Below are 16,085 nucleotides of genomic sequence, written 5' to 3' on the forward strand. Positions count from 1 at the left end.
ACCTCCCGGCAGTGACTGCCGAGGAGTCTAGCTCGTCCCGGGGCGGGGTCAGCCGACCTGAGTCGGCGTGACGATGACGGTTCCGGGGGCACCCGGAGTCGGGCGGGAACCACCGTCGGACGGGATCTGCTGGGCGGGGGCGGTACCCGGTGCGCTGGGTGCCGGCGCGTCGGGCTGGGCAGCCTTGGTGCAGTTCAGCATCAGCGACATCTTGCCGCTGGCCAGGTATTTCTGGCTCTGCACGATGCACTTGGCCTGCGGAACGTCGCTGCCCACCGAGCCGCCGAAGACCGTCGAGATGCCTTGGGCGTGCAGGATCGCGACCGCCTTGTAATACGGTTCGCCGAGGATGTTCATCGTGCCGCCGGCATTCGGGTCGGCGCTGCTGGCCCCCATGCTGAGGGCGGCTGCTGCCGAACTTGCGGCAAGCGCGCCGGCGGCCACCAGGATGAGCCTTTTCACTCCAACCTCCGTCTGTCTCTGCGGTCGAACATAGCCCAGGGAGCTTGGAGGTCGCTCTGCGAGCAGATCACACCAGCCTCTTGCGACCTCTATCGCCACAAGGGCATGGATTTGTTTCACCGGTGTGTGACTAGAACGTCTCGCGGTGCCGTTCCTGCTCGACGACGGCGTCCAGGTCGGCCAGCCGCGCCATCGACGACACCGCGCGCGCAGTGCGGTTGTTGCCGGCCAGCAGGTCCTGGTGACGGTGCACGAACGCCCAGTATCCCGCGGTGAAGGGGCATGCATCCGCTCCGATGCGGACCTTCGGGTCGAAGCTGCACGAGCGGCAGTGATCGCTCATCTTGTTCACGTAGGCACCACCGGAGGTGTACGGCTTGGTGGCGAGCAGGCCGCCGTCGGCGTGCTGGCTCATCCCGACCACATTCGTCGGCATCACCCACGCGAAGCCGTCGACGAAGGCGGTGGCGAACCACTCGGTCAGGGCCCGCGGCTGGTAACCGCGCTGCAGCGCGTGGCTGCCCAGCACCATCAGCCGCTGGATGTGGTGCGCCCAGCCGCGGTCCCGCACACCGCCGAGCGCCTGCCGCAGGCATTCGGCGGTGACCGAATCGGCGTCGAGTTCGGTCCACCAGGCCGGCAGCGGGGTCTCGGCGTCCAGGGCGTTGTTGTCCAGATAGTCCGGGCCGAAGTGCCAGTACAGGTGCCACATGTACTCCCGCCACCCCAGAATCTGGCGGATGAACCCCTCGGCGGCGGCCAGTGGGGCGTCGCCGTCCCGGTAGGCCTGCTCAGCGGCGTGCACGGCGTCCAGCGGGTGCAGCACCCCGAGATTCAGCGGCACCGACAGAAGCGAATGCGACATCGCCCAGTCACCGCCCATCATGGCGTCCTCGTAGCGGCCGAACAGCGGCAGTCGACGCTCGATGAATCTCGTCAGCGCCCGGCGTGCCTCGGCCGGGGTGACCGCGAACAGCCGCGGTCCGTCGACGCCGACCGTCGGCAGATTCATCGCATCCAGGTCGCGGCGCACCTGATCGTCGATGTCGTCTTCCCGCGGGTGGTACGGCGCGTCGACGCCGATCGAGTGACCGTTCTTGGGTGGGGACTCGCGGTTCTCGGCGTCGAAGTTCCACCGCCCGCCCACCGGCTCGGACCCGTCCATCAGCACGCTGAACCGGCGGCGCTGCTCGCGGTAGAAGTCCTCCATCCGGAACCGGCGGCGATCCCCGGCCCATTGGCGGAAGTCGTTCCGCGACAAGGCAAATCCGGGAGTGGGCAACACCTCGGCGACCACTCCGTCGCGCTGGAGACGCCGCACGAAGCGATCGGCGGCGAACGATGTCGGTTCGTGCACCAGCACCGGCCCGCCGTACTCGCGGAGCGCCTCGGTGTAGGTGTCCGCGCGTACCAGGGTTGCGCGCTCACCCAGGTCCGCTGCGGCGTGCCGCATCGCGGACAGCACCAGGTGCAGCTTCTGCCGGTGATAGCGGCGCCGTCGTAGCGCGGAGGTGGCCTCGACCAAGAACACCGGACGGTGCGCGTGTTCGCCGCCGTGGAACTCCCGCCCGAGCTGATCGGCGAACAGCCACAGCGGGGTGTCGTCAGCGCTCATCGGTTCGGTCCTACCCGCCGTTGCCGCGCAATATCTCCTCCGCACATCGCAATCGGGTATGCCCGGTTTCCTGCATGCAGACACGGACCGGGGACTCGGTCTCCGTCGGCGGAGCCGCCACGGCAGAAGTCGGCGACGACGTGACCACCGGATTGGGGATCTCGTCCTGATGCACCGACCACAGATAGCGGTTGGTGTACTGCAACTTCGTGCAGTAGGCGGTCGCCCCGTCGGCGGTGGTTCCGGTGGCGCCCGGCTCGGTGCAGTCCGAGCCGATCACCGCGGTGGGGGTCGGCTCGACGGTGACGGTGTCGGTCGCCGCGGTCGATGGTGTCGTCGTCGCGACCACCGGCGGCGGTGGCGGGACAACCGGGGTGGTCGCTGTCGTCGTGGCCGTGCGGACGTTCTGGGCGGCAACGTCCTCCCCGCGGTCGCGGCCGGCGATGAAGGCGATCGCGACACCGGCGACCAGCAGCACCGCCAGGACGGGAAGCAGGATCTTCAGCCACCGATTGTGGGACTGCGGGGACGGTTCGCCGGCGGGCGCCGCATCGGTGATCGGGGTCAGCCGGGTGGCCTCGGCGTCGGTGAGGCCGTCACCCGACACCGGGGTGGTGATGTGGTGGGCCAGGGCCCGCGCGAAGTCCACGCAGCGGTCGAACCGCTCCGCGGGATCCTTGGACAGCGCCTTGCGCAGCGCCCCGTCGAGGTTCGCAAGCTCCGGGCGGTGCTCGGCCAGGCTCGGCGGCAACGCCGACAGATGCTGGCTTATCACCACCGCGGGATTGGAATGCGGAAACGGCGGGGTGCCGGTGAGCAGGTGGTAGGCAGTGGCCGCCAGCGCATACTGGTCGGCCCGCCCGTCGAGGTCGCGGCCCATCAGCTGTTCCGGGGCGGCATACGACACCGTGCCGACCGTCATGTTGGTCTGGGTCAGCCCGCTGGCATCGTTGTCCCACCGGGCAATTCCGAAGTCCGCCAACAGGATCCGCTCCTCGCCGGAATCCTGCTTGGAGACCAGGATGTTGGCGGGCTTGACGTCGCGGTGCAGCAGATGGCGTTGGTGGGCGTAGTCCAGCGCCTCGGCGACCGCGGTGACGATGTTGAGCACCTCGGCCTGCGGCAGTCCGGTGGGGAAGTTCTTCAACAGATCGCCGGCATCGTTGCCGTCGACGAAATCCATCGCGATCCACAGCTGGCCGTCGGTTTCGCCCCGGTCGTGGACGCCGACGATGTGGGGGTGCCAGAGCGTGGCGGCGATGTCCGCCTCCCGCTCGAACCGCGCCCGGTACTCGGCATCGCTGCTCACCGAGGCCGGTAACACCTTGAGGGCGTCGCGGCGGGGGAGCCGGGGATGCTGGGCCAGGTAGACCTCACCCATCCCACCCGCGCCCAGCAATCGCAGGATCGTATAGCCCGCGAATGTCTCGCCTTCGGCCAGCGGCATGGCCTGATACTACAAATGTCCTGCCCGGGCGGGTTCGGACGCGCTGAGCGCGGCAAGCTGGTCCTCGGTGACACCGAGTACGCGAAGGCACGCGTCGGCAACGTGGCCGGCCAGCGTGCCGGGGTTCGGGTGTGGGGGCGGTGTCCACATGTTCACCAGAGACTCGACCAGACGGAACGGAAGGTCGGCCGCGTCGTCGGCGATCCCGGTCGCGACCAGAACCACGCGGCTGAGGTCGAGGTAGGCCTGGCGGAGCCGCTCGCGTTCGGTCCAGAAGGTGGCCAGTCGCGCCTCCCTGAGCTCGGGCAGAAGGTAGAGGGCGCCCAGGTTCCACTGCGCTGTCAGCAGCTGGGCGCCATCGAAGGCGGCCAGGGCGTGCAGAGTGCCTGCGGCCGAGCGGGGGTCGCCACCCTGCTCGAGGCCGGACAGGAACGTCAAAGTCGGCGTCACGGTCTGGTGCAGTAGTGCCGACAGCAGCTCGTCCTTGGTCTTGAAGTAGTGGTAGAGCGAGGCTTGCCGGATGCCGACCGCCTCGGCGATGGCCCGGGTCGAGGTGCTGGCATAGCCGCGGCTGGTGAACAGTTCCGCCGCGGCGTCGAGGATCTCGTCCCGGGCGGTCGTGCCGGGTCTGCGCCGTTCGGTCAAGCGCGGACGGCCCGCCCGCGTTGTCTCCATGGTCCGATGTTGACCTACATCACCTGCGAAAAGACAGACCCGGGGATTTTCTGTCACATGACAGAAACGCGGGATACCTATCGGTTACGCGCCGTCTTGGTTTGGTTACGCCAGCGACACCCACCGCGACGAGAGGCCCGCAAAACTGTCAATCGACAGGCTGATGGCTCACCGGTGAGCGCATCCTCGTGGACCCTCTGACCTTCCGGGAGACTCTGCATGGCGAGCGCCGCAAGTGTCGCGCTGCGACCTGACGCACCGGCGACGACGCCGGGTGATGTGGTCGCCGCGGTGGATGATCTCTGTGTCACGTTCCGCCGCAACGGCAAGGACGTGCACGCGCTGCGCGGAGTGTCGCTGCAGATCGCGCCCGGAGAAATCGTGGGCCTGGTTGGCGAATCCGGCTCGGGCAAGAGCGTTCTGGGATTCAGCATGCTCGGCCTGCTCGGCTCCGCTAAGACCGCGGGCAGTGTTGCGGTCTGCGGAACCGACATGCTCACCGGCGCTGCCAAGCAGCTGCGCAAGGTTCGCCGGCTCGACCTCGGCGCGGTGTTCCAGGATCCGATGACGTCGCTGAACCCGACGATGCGGATCGGCAAGCAAGTCGAGGAAGTGGCAGGCAGCAGCGACGAGGCCCTGAAACTGCTGACCGCAGTTGGCATTCCGGATCCCGAACGGCGGATGCGGGCCTATCCGCACGAACTGTCCGGCGGATTGCGCCAGCGGGTGATGATCGCGATCGCGGTGGCCGGGAACCCCGAATTGATCATCGCCGACGAGCCGACCACCGCACTCGACGTGACCGTGCAGGCGCAGGTGCTGGCGCTGCTGCAGCGGCTGCGTGCCGAGATCGGCTGCAGCATCGTTCTGATCACCCACGACCTCGGCGTCGCCGCGCAGATCGCCGACCGCATCGCCGTGCTCTACGCCGGGCGGATCGCTGAAATAGGACCCACCGCCGACGTTCTCGCCGCTCCCGCGCATCCCTACACTCACGGCCTGTTGCAGTCGCGGTTGACGCTGGACACGGCGCGGGACCGTCCGCTGGCGGCGATGGCCGGCCAGGTGCCCAGCCCGAGCGCGCCACTGCCCGGGTGCGCGTTCGTGCCGCGGTGTGCGCTGGCCCGCACCGAATGCTCCGCAACCCCGCCGGATCCGGTGGCATGCGCGGAGAACCGGGTGAGCGCCTGCATCATCGAGCCTGCGCAGATGCGCACCGAGTTGGCCGGCATCGTCGCCGCCGAGGTCGAGGCTTTCCCGGATCGTGCCGAGATCTCTCTCGAACAGCCGCCCGCCGTCGACGCCCGCACCGTCACCAAGACGTTCACCGTGCGCCGTCGCAGGCTGGACCGCTCCGGGGCATCCGGGGGCAAACTGCAGGCGCTGCGCGGAGTGTCGCTGACCGTCGCGCACGGCGAGTCGGTGGCGCTGGTCGGGGAGAGCGGCTCGGGCAAGTCGACGCTGCTGCGCATCATCGCCGGCTTGGAGAAGGCGACCACCGGCGAAGTCGAACTGGCCGGCGACACCCGCCCGCAGATGGTCTTCCAAGACGCCGGTGCCTCACTGACACCGTGGTTGTCCGTCGGCGAGCTGATCGGTGAACGGCTGCGTGGCACCTCGATGTCACGCAGCGAGCGCAAGGACGCTGTCGCAGCGGTGCTGGAGCGAGTCGGCCTTCCGCAGGATGTGGTCAAGTCGCGGGCCGCGCAGCTCTCCGGCGGCCAGCGGCAACGCGTCTCGCTGGCGCGGGCCACCGTGATCCCGCCGCAGGTGCTGCTCTGCGACGAGCCGACCAGCGCGCTCGATGTGTCGCTGGCCGCTTCGGTGCTCAACCTGATCGGCGAACTGCGCCGCACCCTGGACATGTCGGTGGTGTTCGTGACCCACGACCTGTCGGTGGCGCGGGTGGTCGCCGACCGCATAGCGGTGATGTATCTGGGGCGCATCGTGGAGATCGGCCCCGCCGAAGACGTGATCGGACGCCCGACACATCCCTACACCCAGGCGCTGGTCGACGCGATCCCCGACCTGGGTCGCGACTGCCGGGTGCTGGCAGGCGAACCCGCCAGCCCACTGTCACCGCCGACCGGCTGCGCCTTCCACCCGCGGTGCCCGATCGCGATCGACACCTGCAGCGACATCGAGCTCGACGTCCGCCTTGAAGGCACTCCCGGCAGCCCGCACCAGGTCGCCTGTATCGAACGGAAGGCGCGCTGATGGCCATCGCAGTCCCCGCCCCGGCACTGTTGCGCAGCCGCGCGAAGAGGATGTCGGCGCTACCGAAAGACCGTGCGCTGATCGTCAATTGGCTTGGTGTGTCGTTGCTGCTGCTGGTGACGGTGATCGCCGTCGCCGTGCCACTGCTGGCCCCGCATGACCCGCTGGTGCCGGTGGGTATGCCGCTGCAGGCGCCCGGCAAGAACGGCTTCCTGCTCGGTACCGACAGCGTCGGACGGGACATCTTGAGCCGCGTGCTGTTCGGCATCCGGTCGAGCTGGTTCGCGGCCCTGGTGGTGGTCGGCGTCGGGCTGCTCATCGGAGGGCTCGTCGGGCTCATCGCAGGCGCGACCGGCGGCTGGCTGGACGCAACCTTGATGCGGATCACCGACGGCTTCCTGTCGCTGCCCGCGCCGGTGCTGGCCATCGCCGTCGTCGCCGCACTGGGACCCGGGTTCGTGCACACCCTGATCGCGGTGTCGATCGTGTGGTGGCCGTTCTACGCGAGGCTGGTTCGCGGTGAGGTCGCGCGGTTGGCGGCCCGGCCCCACGTCGAGGCCGCCCGGCTGGCCGGGGTCGGACCCGTCCGGGTCGCCACCCGCCACCTGCTGCCCGGCGCTGTGCCCAATGCGCTGGTGGCCGCCAGCCTCGACCTCGGCACGTTGATCCTCACGCTGGCTGCGCTGTCGTTCCTCGGACTCGGGCAATCGGCCCCCGCCCCGGAACTCGGCGCCGACGCCGCCCGCAACCTGAGCTATTTCCTGCAGCAGTGGTGGGTGCCGGTGATGCCCGGCCTGGGTGTCCTTGTCCTCGCAGTGATCGGCAACGTCGCCGGTGACAGCCTGCGCAACCTGATGAAGACGAGCTAGGAGGCCCGCAGGTGAAAACGTTCATCGCCTCCCGACTGGCCGCGACGCTGGTGATCCTGGTCGCACTGACCGCCGTGATGTTTGTGCTGCAACATATTTCGCCACTGGATCCGGTCAAGGCCCAGATGGGTGCACAGGCGTCGGCCTCGGCGGTGGCCGCGCGCCGAGAAGCGTTGGGCCTCAACGATCCGATCGTGACCCAGTTCTGGCACTACCTCACCGGAGCGGTCCAGGGCGACCTCGGAACGTCGTACCGGACTCGGCACGCCGTCGCCTCCGATCTCGGTAGCTTCTTCCCGGCCACCCTGGAACTGGCCATCTACGGTATCGGCATCGCACTGGTTCTGGCCGTGCTGCTGGCATTCAGCACCACTTTGAAGTGGCGCGGTTCGGCTGTGCTGCGGGCGATCCTGTTCACCGGGTCCTCGGCGCCGATGTTCCTGCTCGGCATCCTCGGGCTGATCGTCTTCTACCAGAAGCTGGGCTGGGTGCCGGCCAACGGCCGCATCGGTATCAGCAATCCGCCGACCGGCCCCACCGGATTGCTCACCGTCGACGGACTGCTCAGCGGGCGTTTCGACGTCGTCACCGATGCCCTGCACCACCTGATCCTGCCTGCCCTGGTGCTGGCATTGGGCCCGGCGGTCGCCATCGGCCGGGTGCTTCGGTCCAGTCTGCTCACCGACATGGACAGCGACTATGTGCGAACCGCACGCGCGAAAGGTCTGTCGGAGAGCCGAATAGTGGCCGGTCACGTGCTGCGCAACTGCGTCGGTTCGGCGTTGTCGATGACCGGGCTGCAGGTCGGCCTGATGTTCGCCGGCGTGCTGGTGGTCGAGCAGGTCTTCGGCTGGCCGGGCATCGGCCAGTACATCGCCCAGAGCATTCCGGTGGCCGACTTCCCGGCGATCGCCGGCGTCACGCTGATGCTCGGCGCCCTTTACGTCTTCATCAACACGGTCGTGGATCTTCTCCAGGCCGCCGCAGACCCCCGCATCGCAGTTACAGGAGGATAGGTGCCGAAACAGCCACTGATAGTGGGCAATCCGGTCTTGGTCGTCGTCGACATGCAGGAAAGTGGCGACATGCCCGTCGAGGAGGTGGGCATCCCGCACATGGCTGGATACGCCGACCGAATCGGCCGGGCGCGGCAGCTGATCGCCGCCGCGCGTGCCGCGACGATCCCGATCGTGTTCTTCCAGGAAGTGCACCGCGCCAGCGGCATCGACTTCGGCCGGGAACTCGACGGTGTCGAAGGACCGCACTGCATCGACGGCAGGCCGGGCACCCCGCTGCATCCCGAGCTGTTACCCGACTTCACCGGCCCCAACCACGAGTTCCACATCGTCAAGCGGCGCTATTCCGGTTTCATCGGAACCGAATTCGAGATCGTGCTGTCCGGGCTGAAGGCCGACACGCTGATCCTGATCGGCGGCCTGACCGACGTATGTGTGCACTACACCTTCGCCGATGCCCATCAGCGCGACTTCCACGTGCGGGTGGTGTCCGACTGTGTCGGCGGCTCGTCGATCTACCGGCACGATGCCGCACTGGATGCCATGGAATACCTGCAAACCGGTGCAACGCGGACCACCGAGGAGATCCTCGACGCCTTTGCATCCCTGACCACCCCGGTACTCGAAGGAGCCGCCCGATGAAGAAACTCACTACGCTGCTCGCGATCGGCGCGACCGCAGCCCTGGCTCTGACCGCCTGTGGCGGTTCGAATTCCGGGGGCAGCAGCACTCCGAACGCGGCGCCGACCGACAAGGTGCTGAAGGTGTCGTTCCTGCAGGATCCGGGCCAGCCGCCGGACCCCGACATCTACTACGCAGGCCAGGGCCTGCTGCTGACCACCAACACCTATGAGGGTCTGCTGCAGTACAAGGCCGGCACCGACAAGGCGGAGCTCCAGCCGCTGCTGGCCACCGAGTGGACGGCCTCGCCGGACAACAAGGTGTTCAACTTCAAGCTGCGTCAGGGGGTGAAGTTCCACGACGGCACTCCCTTCACCTCGGCGGCGGTCAAGGCGTCCTTCGACCGGCGCGCGGCGGTGAATCAGGGGCCCGCTTACATGGTCTCCGACGTCGAATCGGTAACCACCCAGGGCGATTACGACGTGACCGTCACGCTCAAGGCGCCGAACTCGGCGTTCCTGGACTACCTGGCCTGCCCATACGGTCCGCGGATGATGAGTCCTGACGGCCTGCAGAAGAACGGGGGCACCGACCACGCGCAGGGTTATCTGACCACCCATGACCTGGGCACCGGCCCGTACACGCTGACCGCCGCCGAGGTCGGCTCGAAGTACCAGCTGACCGCCTTCGGCGACTACTGGGGCGCCAAGCCGTACTTCGAGAAGGTCGAACTGCCGGTGATCACCGACGTCTCGGCGCAGCAGCTGCAGTTCAACAATGGTCAGCTCGGCGCGATCCTGCACGACCTGCCGTCCTCGGCCGTGCAGTCCTATCTGGACAACAAGGCGTTCGCGAATTACTCACTGCCGACCATGATGTCGAACTTCGTCTACATCAACCCCAAGAAGGGGATGATGACCGACGCGAAGAACCGCAACGCCGTCATGCAGGCGATCGACGTCGACGAATTGGTCAAGCAGACCTACTTCGGCCGCGGCAAGAAGGCTGACCAGATCTACCCGGCGAACATGATGGCCGCTGAGTATGGCAAGCAGTCGGTGACCCATGATCCGTCCGTTCTGACCACGCTGGCTGCGAGCCAGCCGGCCGACCAGAAGTCCGTCACCATCGGCTACGACTCATCGAACCCCGATAACCAGTTGATTTCCAACCTGATTCAGACCCAGCTCGCCGCGGCGGGACTCAACGCCAAGGTTCAGGCCTACCCGACCTCGGAGATCTACGGGTGGGTCGGCGGTGACGGTCAGGCGGCACCGGAGATCATGACCTACCTCGGCTGGCCTGATGCACCGTCGCCCTACACGTGGGGGCACATCTCCTGGGATGCCGACGGTGGCCTGAACTTCTTCGGGTGCTCGGCCCCGCCGATCACCGACGCGTTGGCCAAGGGTCTGCCCACCGGTGACCTCGCGGACTTCTCCACCGCCGGTGAGGAAGCGGTGAAGACCGGTTGCTGGCTGAACATCGCCAATGTCAACGATTTCATGGTCGCCCAGCCGTGGCTGAAGGGTATCGAGCAGGCGCACGTGGTGACCGATCCGAACTCGCTGCGGTTGGCCGCGCTGTCGGTGGGCTGACGCGAGTGGGTCTCGGAGATGGCAAGGTTCGTCGTATCGTCCTGCTGACGCTCGGGTGGGAGGAGTTACCGAAGGCGGTGTCGGTGTACGGCTCGCCACCGGAACTCCGGCTGCGTGAACCGGTTCCGGGGGTGTTGTTGCAGACCGATGGCGGCTGGGTGCTGCTCGACACCGGCTTCAACACCGCGCTGATCCGGGATCCGGCGCTGTACCGGCGGTTCTATCCGACCGTCGAGTACATCCCGGTTCTGCCGGGGCCGGGTGAGCCGATCGAGGAGTCGCTGCACGACATCGGCATCGACGTCGACGACATCCACCTCGTGGCGCTGTCGCACCTGCACCACGACCACGCCGGCGGCGTGAAGTTGTTCGCCGGCAAGGTCCCGGTGCATGCGCAGCGGCGCGAGCTGGAGTACGGGCTCTCGAACCACCCGGAGCCGGAACGACATGCCATCGCCCGCATCGACTTCGACGATCCCCGCATCGACTGGGTGCTGGCCGACGGTGAAGCCGAAATCGCGCCCGGTATCACCGCGGTGCCCACCTACGGGCACACGCCGGGGCATCAGAGCTTCGTCGTCGATCTCGACGAGTCGGTGGGTGGCGGCGGGTTCGTGTTCGCGTTCGACGCCGCCGACCTCACCGAGAACATCGAGCACGAGTTGGCGATCGGCGGGTTCATCGACGTCGACCCGGCCGACACGGTCGAGCCGATCCGCAAGCTGAAGAGGCTGGCCACCGACAAGGGATACGAGCTGGTGCCCGGCCACGACCCGCATGTCTGGCCAGAGCTGACGAGGGCCTTCGCGGAGCGGTTCGGCCCGGTGCCGCCGCCGTGACCACGGCCGCCGTCGAGCACGTCATTCGCGCGCCGCGCGCGGTGATCGACGGCGTGGTCCGGCCCGCGGCGATCGGGTTGGCGGACGGCATGATCCGCGTTGTCGCCGGCGTCGACGAGAAGCTCGCCGGCGTCGGTGAAACGGTCTTCGGCCCTGATGTGGTGGTGTTGCCCGGTCTGGTGGACACCCATGTGCACATCGATGACCCGGGAACCGACTGGGAGGGCTTCGACTCGGCGACGGCGGCGGCGTTGGCCGGTGGCATCACCACGGTGGTGGACATGCCGCTGGACTGCGACCCGGTGACGACCACGGTGGCGGCGTTGGAGGCCAAGCGGTCCGCGGCAGACGGCGCCTGCCATGTCGACACCGGTTTCTGGGGCGGCATCGTGCCGGACAACCTCGAGTCGTTCGGTGAGCTGGCCGGCGCGGGAGTGTTCGGCTTCAAATGCTTTCTGTCCGAATCGGGAAACGCCGACTTTCCGCCGCTGGACCCCGACCAGCTTCGGACGGCGATGACCGTTGTGGCCGAACTGGATTCAGTGCTGCTGGTGCATGCCGAGAGCGAGCGGGTACTGACAGATTGCCCGGAGCCGGCCGGGCGGTTGTACGACGATTTCCTTCGGTCGCGGCCCGACGCTGCCGAGGAGGATGCGGTGCGCATGGTGCTCGACGCGGTCGCCGCGACCGGCGCCCGAGCCCATATCGTGCACGTGTCGAGCGCCGAGGTGCTGCCGATGATCGCCGAGGCCAAAGCGGCGGGACTTCCCGTCACCGCCGAAACATGCCCGCACTATCTGACTTTCGCTGCCGAGACCATCCCCGAGGGTGGGACGGTGTTTGCAGCCTGCCCGCCCATCCGCGGCGGCGACAACCGCGACCTGCTCTGGGCTGCCCTGGCCGACGGAACGCTGGACATGGTGGTATCCGACCACTCGCCGTGCGCGCCACACCATAAGGACCTCACCGGCGGTGACTTCGGCAGGGCCTTCGGTGGGATCAGCTCGCTGCAGATCGCACTGCCCGCGCTGTGGACCCAGGCGCGCCGGCGCGGATTCGCCGTGCACGAGGTATCCCGGTGGATGGCGCAGGCGCCCGCTGAACTCGCCGGCATGACCGACCGGGGAGCGATCGCCCCAGGCAGACGCGCCGACTTCTGTGTGTTCGACCCCGACGCCTCGTGGGTGGTCCGGGGTGCCGAGCTTCAGCACCGTCACCCGGTGACCCCGTATGAGGGCAGTGCGCTGACCGGTGCGATCCGTCAGACCTGGCGGGGCGGACGGCCGGCCGGTGAGGACAGCCGCGGCAACCTGCTGGCCGCCGGACTCCGGGAGCCGGCATGAAGATTCTGGTGCTCAACCCCAACACCTCGGCGACGATGACGGCGGAGATCGACGCCGCGGCCAGGGCGGCCGCCGCACCCGAGACCGACATCGTCACCGCGCAACCCGCTTTCGGATCCGTCGCGATCGACTCCGCTGCGGAGAGTTACCTGTCCGCCGTCGGGGTGATGGACGTCGTCGCCACCCAACTCGCCGCCGGAACGTTCGACGCCGACGCCGTGGTGCTGGCCGGTTTCGGCGAGCACGGCAAAGATGCGCTGCAGGAGATGCTCGACGTCCCTGTGCTCGATATCGCCGAATCGGCCGCCCACGTCGCTCAGCTGATCGGCAGGAGGTTCTCGGTGGTCACCACCCTGGCCCGCTCCATCGCGCCGATCGAGGACCGACTGCTGTTGGCCGGGTTGGCTGCCCACTGTGCGTCGGTACGGGCGTGCGGCCTCGGGACCGCCGAGGTCGATGCCGACCCGGCCGGCGCGGTCGCCGCGATCGTCGCCGAAGCCGAACGCGCGGTGACTCTGGACGGCGCCGACGTGATCTGCCTCGGTTGCGCAGGGATGGCCGGGGTGACCGCCGCGATCACCGAGAAACTCGGCGTGCCCGCCGTCGACGGGGTGGCCGCCGCAGTAGGTCTGGCGCAGATGCTGGTCGGCCTGAACCTGTCCACCAGTAAGGCCGGTGTGTATGCCGCCGGGCCGGAGAACGCCCGCACGCACCGGCCACTATCGCAGGGGTTACGCACATGACCGGACTGGACTTGGCCTGCCGTGCGGTCGGCGGCAGCGTCGTGGCGGCCAGCGACGAGTCGTTCGGTTTCAAGGAACGGCTGATCGACGCGGCCGAACCCGACTTCGTGCCAGGCACTTTCGACTTGCGCGGCGAAGTCGTCGACGGCTGGGAGACCCGCAGGCACGCACTCGCGCCGGACTGGGTCATCATCCGGCTCGGAGTGCCGGGCCGGCTGCACACCATCGACGTCGACACCCGGTTCTTCACCGGCAACCATCCGACCGGCGCCGCGCTGTACGCGGCGACGCTGGCCGCCGGCGCCGACCCGTGTGATGCACGGGTGGACTGGCGGGTGCTGTCGCCGTCGACGGCTCTGAAAGCCGACGCGCACAACCTGATTGCCGTGGACGACGCGCGCCGCTACACCCACCTCAAGGTGGTGATCGCATCTGACGGCGGGGTGGCCAGGCTGCGGGCCTACGGCGATCCTGTTCCCGACCCGGCGCTGTGGTCGGGGGTGACCGTCGAGGTTTCCGGCGCTGAGCACGGTGGGCGCGTCGAGCACTGCAGCGACACGTTCTACTCCGACGCGCGGGCGCTCATCGCCGCGGACCGGCCGCAGAACATGGGGTCGGGCTGGGAAGCCCGGCGCCGGCGCGACATCGGACCCGACACCCATGACGCGGTGACGATCTCCTTTCTGACGCCCACTGATCTGCTCCGCATTGAAATCGACACCTCCTACTTCGTGTTCAACGCCTCACGCGAGGTGTCCGTGCTCGGCACCCGTGACCGGCCCGATGCCCGACGGCCGTGGTGGGCGTTGCCGTTCGACGAGGTGGTGCTGCCCCGCACACACCTGATCGCCGACGCACGCCAAGTCTTCGTGGTCGATGCCCCCGCGATCACCGCCATTCGAGTCCAGGCCTACCCCGACGGCGGCATCGCGCGGGTGCGGGCGCTGGGCCGGCCCACGGCATCCGGATTGGCCGAGCTGCACTCGAGATGGGACGCGTCGCTGTGACCCTCTCGACCCCGGTGATCGCCGACTGCACCGGACTGTGGCGACGCACGCTGCTGGTCGAGGCCGACGGCTCCCGCGACATCGGCACGAATGTGCAATGGCTGCAGGGCATCTCCATGTTCGTCGATCTTCGCGGACCTGGCGAGGGTTTCGCCGGCCTGCTCAGCCAGCATGACGACGTCTTCGAATGGGCCCGCCTGGTCGACCTGCAGCCACCCGGCCTACCCGACGCGGGACGGATGAGCTGGAATGGTGACACCCTCGTGGAGATCGGCGTGCACGCCGACTACACCGAGCACTGGCAGCGCGAAGCCGTTGCGACACAACCCTGCTGGGGACTTGTGCTGTCGGCGTCGGCCATGACGGGTGTGCTGGTGCGAGTGGGGGACCGGTTCGGCTGGGCTCACCCCCAGGAGATCTCGCTGGGGACGGTCGACGGAACCGGTTGGCGGATCGACGAATCCAGCCATCCACACCGGGTCGGGGCGCGGCTGCAGCCGAGAATCCAGTCAGGACGGCTACGAGTCGACGACGACATCGCCTGGGACATCAACGACAGCGAAGGAAGCGTGACAGTGTGAGTGGGGCGACATCATTCCAATCGGTACCTGTGATCGACATCAGCGGGTTGCGGTCCACCGATCCTGCCGACCGGGAGCGCGTCGCGGCCGAACTCGGCACGGCGGCACGTGACGTCGGCTTCTTCTACATCTCGGGGACTTCGGTCAGCGACGAGCTTTTCGATCGGCTACTGGAGGCCACCAAACAGTTCTTCGCCCTGCCGCTGGCGGAGAAGATGAAGTCCTACATCGGGCTGTCGAACTGTCATCGCGGTTATGTGCCGGTGGGTGAGGAAGGGTTCTACAGCGACAAGCCAGACTTCAAGGAAGCATTCGACACCGCACTGGACCTGCCCGCCGACGACCCCGACCACCTGGCGGGAAACCCGATGCTCGGACCCAACGTGTGGCCCGACCTTGCGGGCTTCGCCGAAACGGTCACCGAGTACTACCAGGCGGTGCTGGGCGTCGGACAGGATCTGTTGGGCGCCTTCGCCGTCGCGCTCGGAGAAGATCCGGACACCTTCACCCGGCACGCCACCAAGACGCCGAGCCAGTTGCGGCTGATCTACTATCCGCACAACCCGCACGCCGAAGACGCCCAGGGCATCGGCGCACACACCGACTACGAGTGCTTCACACTGCTCAAGCCCACCGCGCCCGGGCTCGAAGTCCTCAACGGCGCCGGGGAATGGATCGACGTCCCACCGATTCCCGGAACGTTCGTGGTCAACGTCGGCGACATGCTCGAACTGTGGACCAACGGGGCCTTCGTCGCCACGTCGCATCGGGTGCGCAAGGTCAAGCAGGAGCGGTACTCGTTCCCGCTGTTCTTCAACGTCGACTACCACACGGTGGTGCAGCCGCTGCCGCAGTTCGTCACCGCAGACGAGGAGTCACGACCGGCTTTGGTGGCCGGCGAGCACCTGTTCGCCCAGACCGCGCAGACGTTTGCCTACCTGCGGTCCCGGCTCGAGAGTGGCGATCTGGTGTTGCCGGACGGCTCGCTGGAGACCGGTACCTTCGGCCAGCAGGCGCTGCAGTCCCGCAACTGAGTGCGCAGGCTGCGGGCG

At 67.9% G+C, this 16,085-nt stretch carries 15 protein-coding genes; 11 read left to right on the forward strand and 4 right to left on the reverse strand.

Annotation, left to right across the window (positions count from 1 at the left end; translation table 11 throughout):
- Window positions 1-48 precede the first annotated feature (48 nt).
- The 4 genes from D3H54_RS13345 to D3H54_RS13360 all read right to left on the reverse strand — a co-directional run bounded on the left by D3H54_RS13345 (window position 49) and on the right by D3H54_RS13360 (window position 4,199).
- Window positions 49-462, reverse strand: a complete 414-nt coding sequence (locus tag D3H54_RS13345; protein ID WP_149379443.1) for a hypothetical protein — start codon at window positions 460-462, stop codon at window positions 49-51.
- Window positions 463-592: 130 nt separating this feature from the next.
- The gene (locus tag D3H54_RS13350; protein ID WP_149379444.1) at window positions 593-2,077 is read right to left on the reverse strand and encodes a cryptochrome/photolyase family protein; all 1,485 of its coding nucleotides are present in this window, start codon (window positions 2,075-2,077) and stop codon (window positions 593-595) included.
- 10 nt (window positions 2,078-2,087) lie between these two features.
- Window positions 2,088-3,524, reverse strand: coding sequence for a serine/threonine-protein kinase (locus tag D3H54_RS13355; RefSeq protein WP_149379445.1), 1,437 nt, complete (start codon window positions 3,522-3,524; stop codon window positions 2,088-2,090).
- A 9-nt stretch (window positions 3,525-3,533) separates the two neighbouring features.
- Window positions 3,534-4,199: a TetR/AcrR family transcriptional regulator gene (locus D3H54_RS13360; protein ID WP_149379446.1), complete on the reverse strand. Its 666-nt coding sequence runs from the start codon at window positions 4,197-4,199 to the stop codon at window positions 3,534-3,536.
- A 219-nt stretch (window positions 4,200-4,418) separates the two neighbouring features.
- Between D3H54_RS13360 and D3H54_RS13365 the strand changes: the two genes are divergently transcribed.
- The 11 genes from D3H54_RS13365 to D3H54_RS13415 are packed head-to-tail and all read left to right on the forward strand — an operon-like array spanning window position 4,419 to window position 16,067.
- Window positions 4,419-6,416 carry a dipeptide ABC transporter ATP-binding protein gene (locus D3H54_RS13365; protein WP_115320249.1) on the forward strand — a complete coding sequence of 666 codons (1,998 nt, stop codon included), beginning with the start codon at window positions 4,419-4,421 and terminating at the stop codon, window positions 6,414-6,416.
- Window positions 6,416-7,285, forward strand: a complete 870-nt coding sequence (locus D3H54_RS13370; protein ID WP_115320248.1) for an ABC transporter permease — start codon at window positions 6,416-6,418, stop codon at window positions 7,283-7,285. Before D3H54_RS13365 ends, D3H54_RS13370 begins: the two co-directional genes overlap by 1 nt.
- 11 nt (window positions 7,286-7,296) lie before the next feature.
- Window positions 7,297-8,301: an ABC transporter permease gene (locus D3H54_RS13375; protein WP_115320247.1), complete on the forward strand. Its 1,005-nt coding sequence runs from the start codon at window positions 7,297-7,299 to the stop codon at window positions 8,299-8,301.
- The gene (locus D3H54_RS13380) at window positions 8,302-8,943 is read left to right on the forward strand and encodes a cysteine hydrolase family protein (RefSeq protein ID WP_115320246.1); all 642 of its coding nucleotides are present in this window, start codon (window positions 8,302-8,304) and stop codon (window positions 8,941-8,943) included.
- The gene (locus tag D3H54_RS13385; RefSeq protein ID WP_149379447.1) at window positions 8,940-10,520 is read left to right on the forward strand and encodes an ABC transporter substrate-binding protein; all 1,581 of its coding nucleotides are present in this window, start codon (window positions 8,940-8,942) and stop codon (window positions 10,518-10,520) included. The genes D3H54_RS13380 and D3H54_RS13385 overlap by 4 nt, the downstream gene beginning before the upstream one ends.
- 5 nt (window positions 10,521-10,525) lie before the next feature.
- Window positions 10,526-11,359 (forward strand): N-acyl homoserine lactonase family protein, encoded by an 834-nt coding sequence (locus D3H54_RS13390; protein ID WP_115320244.1) that lies wholly within the window; start codon window positions 10,526-10,528, stop codon window positions 11,357-11,359.
- Window positions 11,356-12,702, forward strand: a complete 1,347-nt coding sequence (allB, locus tag D3H54_RS13395; RefSeq protein WP_149379448.1) for an allantoinase AllB — start codon at window positions 11,356-11,358, stop codon at window positions 12,700-12,702. Before D3H54_RS13390 ends, allB begins: the two co-directional genes overlap by 4 nt.
- Window positions 12,699-13,445, forward strand: coding sequence for an aspartate/glutamate racemase family protein (locus tag D3H54_RS13400; RefSeq protein WP_149379449.1), 747 nt, complete (start codon window positions 12,699-12,701; stop codon window positions 13,443-13,445). The genes allB and D3H54_RS13400 overlap by 4 nt, the downstream gene beginning before the upstream one ends.
- Window positions 13,442-14,452, forward strand: coding sequence for an allantoicase (locus tag D3H54_RS13405; RefSeq protein ID WP_149379450.1), 1,011 nt, complete (start codon window positions 13,442-13,444; stop codon window positions 14,450-14,452). The genes D3H54_RS13400 and D3H54_RS13405 overlap by 4 nt, the downstream gene beginning before the upstream one ends.
- Window positions 14,434-15,033 carry a hypothetical protein gene (locus D3H54_RS13410; protein ID WP_149379451.1) on the forward strand — a complete coding sequence of 200 codons (600 nt, stop codon included), beginning with the start codon at window positions 14,434-14,436 and terminating at the stop codon, window positions 15,031-15,033. Before D3H54_RS13405 ends, D3H54_RS13410 begins: the two co-directional genes overlap by 19 nt.
- Window positions 15,030-16,067 (forward strand): isopenicillin N synthase family dioxygenase, encoded by a 1,038-nt coding sequence (locus tag D3H54_RS13415; RefSeq protein ID WP_149379452.1) that lies wholly within the window; start codon window positions 15,030-15,032, stop codon window positions 16,065-16,067. The genes D3H54_RS13410 and D3H54_RS13415 overlap by 4 nt, the downstream gene beginning before the upstream one ends.
- Window positions 16,068-16,085 lie beyond the last annotated feature (18 nt).

This window comes from Mycobacterium sp. ELW1 (assembly GCF_008329905.1).
GTDB lineage: Bacteria > Actinomycetota > Actinomycetes > Mycobacteriales > Mycobacteriaceae > Mycobacterium.